Source organism: Nocardia sp. NPDC051981 (assembly GCF_040680715.1).
Classification (GTDB): domain Bacteria; phylum Actinomycetota; class Actinomycetes; order Mycobacteriales; family Mycobacteriaceae; genus Nocardia.
The window spans coordinates 157,696-170,297 of record NZ_JBFAXK010000004.1 but is presented as its reverse complement, the minus strand read 5'-3'; the positions used below and the strand labels follow the sequence as shown (position 1 = coordinate 170,297).

At 69.1% G+C, this 12,602-nt stretch carries 6 protein-coding genes; 2 read left to right on the top strand and 4 right to left on the bottom strand.

The features are described 5' to 3' along the window. Nucleotides 1-57 precede the first annotated feature (57 nt). The 3 genes from AB0L60_RS10100 to AB0L60_RS10090 are packed head-to-tail and all read right to left on the bottom strand — an operon-like array spanning nt 58 to nt 4,354. Complete coding sequence (locus tag AB0L60_RS10100; RefSeq protein WP_364610229.1) at nt 58-1,515, bottom strand: NAD-dependent succinate-semialdehyde dehydrogenase; 1,458 nt, start codon at nt 1,513-1,515, stop codon at nt 58-60. A gap of 20 nt (nt 1,516-1,535) precedes the next feature. Next, nucleotides 1,536-2,876, bottom strand: a complete 1,341-nt coding sequence (gabT, locus tag AB0L60_RS10095) for a 4-aminobutyrate--2-oxoglutarate transaminase (RefSeq protein WP_364610226.1) — start codon at nt 2,874-2,876, stop codon at nt 1,536-1,538. A gap of 47 nt (nt 2,877-2,923) precedes the next feature. Then, nucleotides 2,924-4,354 carry an aminobutyraldehyde dehydrogenase gene (locus tag AB0L60_RS10090; RefSeq protein WP_364610223.1) on the bottom strand — a complete coding sequence of 477 codons (1,431 nt, stop codon included), beginning with the start codon at nt 4,352-4,354 and terminating at the stop codon, nt 2,924-2,926. Between the two features lie 141 nt (nt 4,355-4,495). On the opposite strand from AB0L60_RS10090, the gene AB0L60_RS10085 reads away from it, so the two are divergent. Then, a complete protein-coding gene (locus tag AB0L60_RS10085) occupies nt 4,496-6,022 on the top strand; it encodes a PucR family transcriptional regulator ligand-binding domain-containing protein (RefSeq protein WP_364610220.1) in 1,527 nt (508 codons plus the stop codon). On the opposite strand, the gene AB0L60_RS10080 is transcribed toward AB0L60_RS10085, so the two are convergent. Then, nucleotides 6,006-9,110 carry an NAD-glutamate dehydrogenase domain-containing protein gene (locus tag AB0L60_RS10080; protein WP_364610217.1) on the bottom strand — a complete coding sequence of 1,035 codons (3,105 nt, stop codon included), beginning with the start codon at nt 9,108-9,110 and terminating at the stop codon, nt 6,006-6,008. The two genes, AB0L60_RS10085 and AB0L60_RS10080, sit on opposite strands and share 17 nt — an antisense overlap. 225 nt (nt 9,111-9,335) lie before the next feature. On the opposite strand from AB0L60_RS10080, the gene AB0L60_RS10075 reads away from it, so the two are divergent. Further along, nucleotides 9,336-12,575 (top strand): protein kinase, encoded by a 3,240-nt coding sequence (locus tag AB0L60_RS10075; RefSeq protein WP_364610214.1) that lies wholly within the window; start codon nt 9,336-9,338, stop codon nt 12,573-12,575. Nucleotides 12,576-12,602 lie beyond the last annotated feature (27 nt).

Sequence of the window (12,602 nt, the reverse complement as noted above, 5' to 3'; positions counted from 1 at the left end):
GGAACGGCCGGTTCGGCACGGGATCCGGCGCAGGGGCCGGGGTGCCGGGAGAGGACGTCAGCGGGTGAGCGCGACGTATTTGGTGTCGAGGTATTCGTGGATCCCCTCGGACCCGCCCTCGCTGCCCAGACCGGACTGTTTGACGCCGCCGAAGGGGGCGGCCGGATCGGAGACGACGCCGCGATTGATGCCGACCATGCCGGCTTCCAGGGCGTCGCTCACGCGCAGAGCGCGATCGAGGTCTTTGGTGAAAACATAAGCCGCCAAACCGAATTCGGTGTCATTGGCGGCGGCCACCACCTCGGCTTCGGTATCGAAACCGTAGATCGCGGCGACCGGGCCGAAGATCTCTTCCCGGTGCATCCGCGCGGTGCGCGGCACAGCGTCGAGCACGGTGGGCTCGAAGAAGCAGCCCGGACCGTCGAGCGGCTTGCCACCGGCACGCAGTACCGCGCCGGACGCGATCGCGTCGTCCACCAGTGCGGTCACCGTCGCGCGCTGCCGCTCGTTGATCAGCGGCCCGAGATCGACCTCCGGCCGGTAGCCGGGGCCGACGCGCAGCGCGGCCAGCCGCTCGGCGAAGCGGGACGCGAACTGCTCGCGCAGCGCATTGTGCACGTAGAGACGGTTCGCCGCCGTGCACGCCTGACCGCCGTTGCGCATCTTCGCGGCCATCGCGCCCTCGAGGGCCTGGTCCAGATCGGCGTCCTCGAACACGATGAACGGCGCATTGCCGCCCAGTTCCATGGACGTGCGCAGCACATTGCCGGCGGCCTGCCCCAGCAGCAACTTGCCCACCCGGGTGGACCCGGTGAAGGTCACCTTCCGCAACCGCGAATCGGCCAGCAGCGGCGCGGTGACGGCCGCGGCGTCGCTGCCTGGCAGCACCGACAGCACGCCCGCGGGCAGACCGGCCTCGGCGAAGATCGCGGCCAGCGCCAGCATGGTGAGCGGGGTGTCCTCGGCGGGCTTCGCGATCACGGTGCATCCGGCCGCCAGGGCCGGGCCGATCTTGCGAGTGCCCATGGCCAGCGGGAAGTTCCACGGTGTGATGGCCAGTACCGGGCCGACCGGCTGCCGGGTGACCAGAATGCGGCCGGTGCCCGCGGGCGCGGTGGTGTAGCGGCCGCCGATCCGGACCGCCTCCTCACTGAACCAGCGCAGGAACTCCGCGCCGTAGGCGACCTCGCCGCGCGACTCGGCGATGGTCTTGCCCATCTCCAGGGTCATCAGCAGCGCGATCTCCTCGGTGCGATCCACCAGCAGTTCCCAGGCCCGCCGCAGGATCGCGGAGCGTTCGCGGGGAGCGGTTGCGGCCCACGCGGATTGCACCCGGCAGGCCGAGTCGAGGGCCCGCAGGGCGTCCTCGCGGCCCGCGTCGGCGACCTCGGTGAGCAGGTCGCCGGTGGCCGGATCGGTCACGGTGAAGGTGCCGCCGCCGGACGCGGGGGCCGCGGCTCCGTCGATCCACACACCGGTGGGAACGAGGGCGCGCACGAAGTCGAACTCGGACAACAGATTTCCTCAGCAGTCGATTATGCGGACAGGTCGCCGATGGCGGTGCACAACACGTCCAGGGCGTCGTCGAGCAGGTCCTCGCCGATCACCAGCGGTGGCAGCAGCCGGATCACGTTGCCGAAGGTGCCGCAGGTCAAGGTGAGCACGCCCTGCTCCAGGCAGCGGGCGGCGATGGCGGCGGTCAGGGCGGGATCGGGTTCGGTGCCGCCGGGGCGGACGAACTCCAGCGCCAGCATCGCGCCCCGGCCGCGCACCTCGCCGAGGGCCGGAACCTGCTGCGCGAGTGCGCGCAAGCGGGCCGAGGCGATCTCGCCGATGCGGCGGGCGCGGGCATTGAGATCGTGCTCGCGGATGGCGTCGATGGCGGCCAGCGCGGCGGCGCAGGCGACCGGATTGCCGCCGTAGGTGCCGCCCAGGCCGCCGGGGTGGACCGCGTCCATGAGATCGGCGCGGCCGGTGATCGCCGAGAGCGGCATACCGCCCGCGATGCCCTTGGCCATGGTGATGATGTCGGGCACCACGCCCTCGTGCGCGCAGGCGAACCAGTCGCCGGTGCGGGCGAAACCGGTCTGCACCTCGTCGGCGATGAACGCCACGCCGTTGGCGCGCGCCCAATCGGCCAGCGCCGGAAGGAATCCCGGTGCGGGCACGATGAATCCGCCCTCACCCTGGATCGGCTCGATGATGATCGCCGCCACCGAGGTCGCGCCGATCTGCTTCTCGATCCGGGTGATCGCCTCCCGCGCCGCCGCGGCGCCGTCCTGGCCGCCGTCACGGAACGGATACGACATCGGCATCCGGTAGACCTCGGGCGCGAACGGGCCGAAGTTCTGCTTGTACGGCATGGATTTCGCGGTCAGCGCCATGGTCAGGTTGGTGCGGCCGTGATAGGCGTGATCGAAGGCGACCACCGCGGGGCGGCCGGTGGCCAGGCGCGCCACCTTGATGGCGTTCTCCACCGCTTCCGCGCCGGAATTGAACAGCACGCTGCGCTTCTCGTGATCGCCCGGGGTCAGCGCGGCCAGCTGCTCGGCCACCTCGATGTAGCCCTCGTACGGGGCCACCATGAAACAGGTGTGGGTGAACCGCTCGGCCTGATCCTTGATCGCCGCGACGACTTTCGGATGCGACGCCCCGACATTGGTGACCGCGATGCCCGCGGCGAGATCGATGAGCGTGTTGCCGTCCACGTCGACGATGACGCCACCATCGGCGTCGGCGGTGTACACCGGGGCGGTGGAACCGACGCCCGCGGCGACGGCGCCCTTGCGGCGCACCGCCAGTTCCTGCGAGCGCGGGCCGGGCAGGGCGGTCCGGAGCACCCGCTGCTGCGGAATCCGGTAGCTGATCTCAGTCATGAAAATCTTTCTGCGGGAGGGGAATTCGGGGGCCGGTGCAACCGGAATCAGTCGTGTGCGCTCATGACGTGCTTGATGCGCGTGTAGTCCTCGACGCCGTAGGCGGACAGATCCTTGCCGTGGCCCGAGCGCTTGAAACCGCCGTGCGGCATCTCGGCGACCAGCGGAATATGGCAGTTCACCCACACCGCGCCGAAGTCCAGTGCGGCCGAAACCCGCTGCACCACACCGTGATCGCGGCTCCACACGCTCGAGGCCAGGCCGTAGACCACGTCATTGGCCAGCCGGATGGCCTCGGACTCGTCGGCGAAGGTCTGCACGGTGATCACCGGGCCGAAGATCTCCTCCTGCACGATCGGATCGTCCTGGCGCACACCGGTCACCACGGTCGGCGCGAAGAAGAAGCCGCGCTCGCCGATCCGCACACCGCCGGTGGCGACGGTGGTGTGCGCGGGCAGCGCCGCGATCTTGCCGGTCACCGACTCGAAATGGCGGATGTTGTTGAGCGGGCCGTAGGCGGCATCCGGATTGTCGGGCAGGCCCGGCTGCACCGTCTGCGCCTTCTTCACCAGGGCCTCCACGAAGGCGTCGTGCACGGACTCGTGCACCAGCACGCGGGTGGCGGCCGTGCAGTCCTGACCGGCGTTGAAGTAGGCGGCATCGCCGATGCGATCGGCGGCCAGCGCCAGATCCGCGTCGTCGAACACCAGGACCGGCGCATTGCCGCCCAATTCGAGATGCGCCCGCTTCACCTGCTGGGCGGCGGCGGTGGCCACCGCGATGCCCGCGCGCACCGAACCGGTGATGGCCACCATGTCCAGGGCCGGATGCGCGACCAGCGCGGCCCCGGTGCCCGCGGTGCCGAGCACCACGTTCAGGACACCGGCGGGCAGGATGTCCCGGGTCAGTTCGGCCAGCACCAGGGTGCTGCGGGGCGTGGTGTCACTGGGCTTGAGGACGACCGTATTGCCGGTCGCCAGCGCCGGGCCGATCTTCCAGATAGCCATCATCAGCGGGTAGTTCCACGGCGTCACCTGGCCGATCACGCCGACCGGCTCGCGGCGCACATAGGAGGTGAAGCCCTCCATGTACTCACCGGCCGACTTGCCCTCCAGCAGCCGCGCCGCCCCGGCGAAGAAACGCATGTGATCCGCGCCCGCGGCGACCTCCTCGGAGGCGATCAGATGCTTGGGCTGGCCGGTATCGAGGGACTGCGCCTCGACCAGGGCCTGCGCATTGGCTTCGATCGCGTCGGCCAGTTTCAGCAGCGCGGCCTGGCGGCGGCTCGGCGTGGCGGCCTTCCAGGCCGGGAGGGCGCGGGCGGCGGCGGCCACGGCGGCATCCACATCGGCGGGCCCGGAGATGGGGCTGCGGCCGGTCACGGACTCGTCCACCGGGCTGATCAGGTCGAACGACTCCGCCGCGGTGGCGGCCGTAAACTGGCCGTCGATGTAGTTGCGAAGTATCTCCGTGGTCATGTCTGCCCGTTCTCGTGCGATGTGGGAGTGCTGCTCGATTGCCACCGAGTGTGCTGCGCGACACACCCCTGCGTCACCTGCCGATTCGGCGTGACCCGAGAGCGGGGTTTCACCATTGTGTCCAGTTGCTGTGGGAGAGCTATGAGTGTGGGAATTCCGGTCCGATGGATCCTGTCGCAACCTGAGCTGGGATTGGTGCTCAAGGGCGGCGGTGCCGGACTGGGCCGGGAGATCGCGCTCGCGCTCACCTGCGAACTCACCGAACCGCAGCAATGGCTCTCCGGCGGGGAACTGGTGCTCACCACCGGCATGGGTTTGCCGCTCAGTCGCCCCGATCGACTGCGCTATCTCCGTGATCTCGACGCGGTGGGGGTGGTCGGCGTCGGATTCGGAGTCGGGCTCTCGCACCCGGCCGTGCCCGAGGACCTGGTCGAGGCCGCCGACGAGCTCGGGCTGCCGCTGTTCGAGGTGCCGCTGCCGACACCGTTCGGCGCGATCACCAAGAAGGTCATGCAGCGGCTCGCCGAACAGGAATACGAAAAGGTGCTGCGGGCCTCACGCAGCCAGCCGCGCATGACCCGCGCCGCGATCCAGGGCGTACCCGCCGTCATCAAGGAACTGTCGGCGGCACTGTCGGCCACCGCGATCGTCGTCGGCGCCGATGGCGTGGTGACCGACGCGCATCCCGGGCCGGCGCCCGCCGAGATCATCGACAAGATCACCGAATTTCTCGGGACCCGCGGCGAAGGCGCGGCCAGCGGCGTGATCCACACGGCCCCCGACGTTTTCATCGCCGTGCAGGCCATCGCGGCCGGGCCCGCCACACACGGGCATCTCGCCGTCGTGACCACGACCGCGCTGAGCCCGGTCGACCAGGTGCTGCTCGGGCACGCCAGCTCACTGCTCGCCCTGGACTTCGAGAAACCCGCGCGACTGCGCATCGCGCAGAACCGCTTGAACACCCAGGCCATCGCCATGCTGCTCGAGCAACCGACCACGCTCGACACCGTGTGGGCGCATCTGACTCCGGCCGCCGACCGGGCCGGGCGGGTGCGCGCGCTGGTGCTGCGCTGCCCCTCGGCCGACACCGCCGAACAGGTCGTCGCGGCCGTCGACACGCGGCTGGCGACACTGAGCAGGCAGCTGTTCGCCCACCTGGCCGACGATCGGGCCGCCCTCCTGCTGGCCGGAACCGATACCGAGGAATCGGCCGAGCAGCTGCTGCGGACCTTGCCCGCGAGCGTGCGCGCCACCGTGCGCGCCGGAATCAGCGCGCCACATCCCCTGCGCCGCTTCGCCGCCGCCATCGAACATGCGGAGCTGGCCGCGTCCGCGGCGCCGCCCGGGGCGAGCCCGCAGGAGCTCTCCGCGCTGGCCGGGCACTCCCTGCTGAGCTTCCCGGAGGCGCGCCGGATGCTCGGCGCAGTGTCGGAGGCCATGCTCGCGCCGCTCATCGGCTACGACGAGCGGCACGACACCAACCTGGTCGACTCGCTACGCGCCTACCTCGAGGCGCACGGGCAATGGGAAGCCGCCGCCAACGCCCTCGGCGTGCACCGGCATACGCTGCGCAGCCGGATCGTCAAGATCGAATCCGTGCTCGGCTGCCGGCTCGACACCGCCCGGGTGCGCGCCGAGCTGCTGCTGGCCGTTATCGCCCGGCGCTGACCTTGGCCGCCTCCGCCAATCCGGCGTTGACCACGCACAGGCGCGCGATATCGACGACACCGGAGCGGCGCAGACCACCGGCCAGATCCAGCAGCCTGGCAGCGGCATCGGTGTCACCCCAGGCCGTCACGAGATCACGGGCCGAGGCGGTGGGGTCGGCCCCGGCGAGAACCGCGACCGTGAGCGCGTGCCACCGCGACTGCAATTCATCGCCCAGCACGGCGGCCGCCAGGGTCTCCCAGCGGTCCGAGGCCGGCGTCGCGTCGAAAGCGGTTGCCAGCCAGTCCAAACCGAGGAGATCGCCCAGCTCGCGGTAGGTCTGCGCCACCAGCGGCACCGGAAGCTGTGCGCGCCGGGCAGTGTCGCTCAACGGCAGCGCCTGCCCCAGCAGACGCAGGTTCGCCAGGTCGCGTCCGGTATTCCCGCAGGGTCGCGGCAGCACCGTGATCAATTCCGCGACTAGCGGTGCGTGACGGTCGATCTCCTCGGACCAGGAGCCGGCGCCGGGCTGGGCCAGCAACCAGGCGGTGGCCTGTTCGACGGCCGCCTGAATACCGTTGAGGACGCTCATGCGCACCCGCGGCGAGACGCCGGGCAGGGCGAGGGCATCGTGCCACCAACCGTCGATATCGAGCACGCTGTGCACCACGGTGCAGGCCAGCACGATGTGCGCGGTACCCGTGCCGAGGCGCTCCTCCAGGCGGTGGATCATGCCGGGGCCGACCCGGTTGATCACCTGGTTCGCCACCGCCACGGCCACGATCTCCCGAGCCACCGGGTGCTTGCGCAGCACGTCCTCACCCAGCCCGGTGCGCACCGAATCGGGGAAGTAGCCGAACACGGTCCCGGCCACCACCGGATCGTCGAGAATTCCGGCAGCCAGCAGCTCATCGCGGACCAGGTTCTTGGCCATGGCCAGCAGTACCGCGATCTCCGGACGCACCAGGCCGGTTCCCGCGCGGCGGCGGGCGGTGAGCTCCGCCGCGGTGGGCAGGAATTCGGCGGCGCGGTCGAGACCGGTGGCCTGCTCCAGATTCTCGATCAAACGGCCGTGCCGATCGATCAGGAAAGGGGCGTGCGCCTCGGCCAGGCTGATCGCCAGCGCCTGCCGATCGCAGTCGGCGAGCACGGCGGCGACCACCGCGCCCGCATTGTCGGCCAGCAGCCGATCCCGTTCGGCCGGGGTCAGCGAACCCGCGGCCACAGCGGCCCCGAGCGCGATCTTGAGGTTCACCTCGCGATCCGAAATCGCCACGCCCGCAGCATTATCGATGAAATCGGCATTGACCCGGCCGCCCGCCATCGCGAACTCGATGCGCGCCCGCTGGGTGAGACCCAGATTGCCGCCCTCGCCGACCACCCGGCAGCGCAGCCGCGACGCCGGAATCCGCACCTCGTCATTGGCCGGGTCGGCGACCGCGGTGTCCGGCTCGTCGCCGCCGCGCACATAGGTGCCGATGCCGCCATTGAACAGCAGGTCCACCTCGGCACCCAGAATCGCCCGGATCACCTCGGGCGCGGGCAGTTCCGTCGCGGTGACGCCGAGCCGATCACGCACCTCGGGGGAGAGCGGGACGGACTTGGCGGTGCGCGGCCAGACGCCGCCACCCTTCGAGATCAGGGCGCGGTCGTAGTCGGCCCAGCTGCTGCGCTCCAGACCGGCCAGGCGGCGGCGCTCGCCATGCGACAGCAGCGGATCCGGGTCCGGGTCGAGGAAGATGTGGCGGTGGTCGAAGGCCGCCACCAGCAGAATCCGATCGGTTTCGAGCATGCCGTTGCCGAAGACGTCGCCCGACATATCGCCGATGCCCGCCACCGTGAACGGCTGCGCGTCGGCGTCGATGCCCAGCTCGGCCAGATGCTGGCGGATCGAGCACCACACGCCACGCGCGGTGATGCCCAGCGCCTTGTGGTCGTAGCCGCTGGAACCGCCCGAGGCGAACGCGTCGCCGAGCCAGAAGCCCCGCGATACCGCGATGGCATTGGCCAGATCGGAGAAGCGCGCGGTGCCCTTGTCCGCCGCGACCACCAGATACGGATCGTGGTCGTCGTACACCACGCAGCGCGCGGGCGGGACCGTCACGCCGTCGACAATATTGTCGGTGACATCGAGCAGGCCGCCGATGAACGCCGAGTACGCCGATTCGACGGTGGCGGGATCGCTTCCGCGCCGGGCCACGAACACACCCTTCGCGCCGGTCGGCACGATGACCGCGTTCTTGACCGTCTGGGTCCTCATCAGCCCGAGCACCTCGGTGCGGAAATCGTCCCCGCGATCCGACCAGCGCAAGCCGCCACGGGCGATCGCGCCACCGCGTACATGGCTGCCCTCCACCTCGGCGGCGTGCACGAAGATCTCGCGATAGGGCGTGACCGGGGCCGAGACCGAGAGCCGGGCCGGATCGAGCTTGAACGCGGCCACCGCGCGACACGGCTGATACCAGTTGGTGCGCAGCACCGCGGTGCAGAAGGTGTGCAGGCCGCGCAGCAGCTGATCCTCCGGCAGCGTGGCCGCGGCCTCCAGCCGTCGCTGCACCGCCGCATCGGCGGCGGCCACCGACTCGGCCCGCCCGGCGGTGCGCGCCGGATCGAACCTGGCGTGGAACAGAGCCACGAACGCGCGCACGAATTCGGCATGGGCGGAAAGGATCTCGGTGACCGTGACCTCGCTCAGGCGCAGGCCCACCTGCCGTAGATACCGGCACGCGGCCCGCACCAGCACCACATCCTGCCACGCCAGCTCGGCCGTGCCGACCAACCCGATCAACCCGTCGACCTCCACGACGGTGTCCACGGCCGCCAGGAACGCGTCCGCGATCAGCTCGGCCGTCCGCTCGTGCAGCGGAAAAGCGGTGGGGCGGAAGGTGAACCGATGCACCGCGCGCAGCTCATCGCCGCTCACCTCATGGGTGATCACCTGCAATCCCAGCGCCGAGAAGACCTCGATCAGCGTGGTGAGATGCGGCTGCGCGCCATGCCAGACCAATCGCGCCGACGGCAGCTCACCCGCGATCCGCTCGAATTCCAGCCGGGGGACGGCATCGATCCGCTGTTCGTCCAGCGTGCCGGTGCCTGTTCCGCGATGCATCCGTTCAACTCCCTGTGCGCGATGGGTTCGTCCGCAGCCAATCTGCCGCATGGGAGACCCACGACACAGTGGACGATCCGGCACCCTCACCCCACCCCGATCCGCCGTCCTGTCCATTGCCGGACGACCCCGCTCGCCTGATGGGGAAGCGTCCATACCATCTGCCGCTGGAGCGCAGCGGATTATCATGGGGATCCGGGGGGTTGTGAATTGCAGGTGACCCACATGGTCGAGGACGACCCCCTCAGAACACGCCGGGATATGGCGGCGACACCAGTCGCGGAGCTGAGTTCGGCGGGGTTCGAGGATGCCGAGGAGATCGGGCGGGGCGGGTTCGGCGTGGTCTGCCGCTGCACCCAGCGCGACTTGGATCGCGTCGTCGCGGTGAAGGTGCTCACCACCGCTGAACCGGACGAGGAAAGCAGAGCGCGATTTCTGCGGGAGCAACGCGCGATGGGGCGACTGACCGGCCACCCGAACATCGTCGGGGTCCTGCAGATCGGCGAGATCTCGCCGGGGAGACCGTATTTGGTGATGCAGTGCCATGAGCGCGGATCCCTCGAGGACCGGATCCGCAGGGACGGTCCTCTTCCTGTGGAGGAGGTGCTGCGGCTCGGGATCAAGATGGCCGGAGCGCTCGAGACGGCGCACCGGCTCGGTATCGTGCATCGCGACGTCAAACCGGCGAACATCCTGTTCACCGAATACGGGGAGCCGGCGTTGAGCGATTTCGGCATCGCCCGTATCGCCGGCGGCTTCGAGACCAAGGCTGGAACGGTCATGGCGTCGCCGGCGTTTGCGGCACCCGAGGTTCTCGACGGCCATCCGCCCGATCTGGCGTCGGACGTGTACGGGCTGGGAAGCACGTTGTTCTGCGCGCTCACCGGGCATGCCGCTTTCGAACGCCGCAGTGGGGAACAGGTCGTTGCGCAGTTTCTCCGGATCACCACCGATCCGGTGCCGGATCTGCGCACGGGCGGGATCCCCGACGATGTGTGCGCGGCAATCGAGACCGCGATGGACCGCGATCCGTCGCAGCGCCCCACCGCCATCGCCCTCGGTAAGCAGCTGCAACGAATCCAGCGCGACCATGGTTACTCCGTCGATGAGATGACCATCCGCGGTGAACCCGACACCATGCAGCAAGCGCACGTACCGGCGCGAGGACAGGTTCGTCGCAGAGGAGATACGGGTGCCCTTCGGTGGGAACTGACAAGCTTTGTCGGCCGGAAGGCACAACTGTCCGAGGTGAAGAAGGCGCTGTCGGAATCGCGTCTGGTTACTTTGACGGGCATCGGTGGGGTCGGCAAGACGCGGCTCGCGGCGCGGGCGGCGAGCAAGTTGCGCCGCAGTTATCCAGACGGGGTGAGATTGGTCGAGTTCGGCGACATCGACGACCCCGGATTGGTGGACGACATTGTGGCTACTTCGGTCGGCGTGCGGAACCTGGCCGGCAGGCCGACGAGGGAGGTACTGGTCGAGTTTCTGTCGACACGCAAACTCTTGCTGGTGCTCGACAACTGCGAGCACCTGGTGGAGGCGGTCGCCTACCTCGCGGAGTCGCTACTGCGTGCCTGCGCGGACCTGTCGATCTTGGCCACCAGTCGCGAGGTCCTCGGAATCGGCGGCGAATCCGTGGTGCCGGTGACACCACTGGGCTTTCCGGATCCGTCCTGCATGCCCACGCTGGGAGAAGCGTCCCGATACGACGCGGTGGAATTGTTCGTCGAACGAGCGGCGGCGGTGGTACCCGGGTTCGAGCTGACCCGAGACAACTGGCTCGCCGTAGCCCGGATCTGTGCCCGGCTGGATGGTTTGCCATTGGCGATCGAGCTGGCCACGGCCCGGCTGCGCGTGCTGTCCGCCGATCAGATCCTGCGACGGCTCGACGACCGGTACACCCTGCTCACAGCGGGCAATCGGGATGTCCCGACGCGCCAGCAGACCCTGTGGTGGTGCATCGGCTGGAGTTACGACCTGTGCACACCACGCGAACAGCAGCTGTGGTCGCAACTGTCGATCTTTGCTCACAGCTTCGACCTCGACGCAGCCGAACAGGTGTGCGGCACCGCCACACCCGACCCCGACCTGCTCGATGCCTTGTTCGCGTTGGTGGACAAGTCGATCCTGATCCGGGAGGAATCCGGTGGCGCGGTCAGGTTCCGAATGCTCGACACAGTGCAGAACTACGGCAGGACAAAGCTCGAGGAGGCAGGTGAGGACCGGGAGATCGGTCGCCGGCATCGGGATTGGTACGAGCGGTTGGCGTTCGACGCGGAGGCCGAGTGGATCAGTCCCCGCCAACTCGAGTGGGATTCCCGCCTGAAGCAGGAACTGCCGAATCTGCGCAAGGCGATGGAGTTCGACGAGGCCGGCGCCGACGGCATGCGGATCGCAGCAGCCCTGTTTTCGTTCTGGTACATGGGTGGCCGAATCACCGAGGGCCGCAGCTGGCTCGACCGAACTCTGGCCCACTCGGTCGTCGGACAAGGCCGAGATCGCGCCAAGGCGCTCTACTCGGCCGGGATGCTTGCCGCGGCTCAGCGGGACCTGGCCGCGGCGACAGCGCGGGTGGCAGAACTCAGAGGGCTGGCCGGGCAGATGGCCGGCCCGGAGATCGCCACCTGGGTGGCGGTCGCGGACGGTTACACCGCGCTCGTCAGCGACGATCTCGGCCATGCCGTCGCCCGCCTGGAGGAGGCCGCAGAACTGGTCACAGGCTGTAGCGATCCCGTATTGCGAATGGACTCTTCCCTGTTGCTGGGGTGGGCATACCAACTCGGTGGGGATCTCCAGCGCGCGGTCGCCTGTCACGAGCAGACGCTGGCGTTCGCGGACTCTCGCGGAGGAGAGACGTCATTTCGCTCCTGGCTGCTGTGGGCAATGGGTACGGCCGTCTGGAGGCAGGGTGCGCTCGACCGGGCCACGGACCTGTTGAAGGAGAGCCTTCGTCACGCTCGCTCGGTAGATGATCCACTCATCGCCGCGACCAGTCTGGAAGCTCTCGCATGGATCGCATCGGATCGCGCCGATGGCCGCCGCGCCTCCGTGTTGATGGGTGCTGCCGAAGCACTGGGCCGGGCCGCAGGTAGCTCCTCCATCCTGTTCCCCAACCTGGCCACCTACCACCAGGCATGCGAGCGCCGCGCACAGGAGACCCTCGGAACACGAGAATTCCGAAAGGCCCGGGAGAAGGGCAGTGCGATGAGCTTCGCCGTGGCCGCTGCCTTCGGCCTCGAAGAAGACCCCTCATCGCTCGCCGACCGAGCGTCGATCCTCACCAAACGTGAGCAGCAGATCGCCGAACTGGTAGCCGATGGCCTCACCAACAGCGCAATCGCTGGTCGATTGACAATCTCACGGCGCACCGCGGAGGGGCATGTCGAGCACATCCTGACGAAGCTGGGTTTCACCTCGCGGGCTCAGATCGCGAGCTGGGTCGCGGCAGGAGCAGGAACACCCTGAGTTCACCTGATCTATGTTCTGAACATG

Coding starts and splice junctions, on each gene's coding strand:
- gabT (WP_364610226.1), bottom strand. CDS start 2,876: ATGACTGAGATCAGCTACCGGATTCCGCAGCAGCGGGTGCTCCGGACC.
- AB0L60_RS10090 (WP_364610223.1), bottom strand. CDS start 4,354: ATGACCACGGAGATACTTCGCAACTACATCGACGGCCAGTTTACGGCC.
- AB0L60_RS10085 (WP_364610220.1), top strand. CDS start 4,496: ATGAGTGTGGGAATTCCGGTCCGATGGATCCTGTCGCAACCTGAGCTG.
- AB0L60_RS10080 (WP_364610217.1), bottom strand. CDS start 9,110: ATGCATCGCGGAACAGGCACCGGCACGCTGGACGAACAGCGGATCGAT.
- AB0L60_RS10075 (WP_364610214.1), top strand. CDS start 9,336: ATGGTCGAGGACGACCCCCTCAGAACACGCCGGGATATGGCGGCGACA.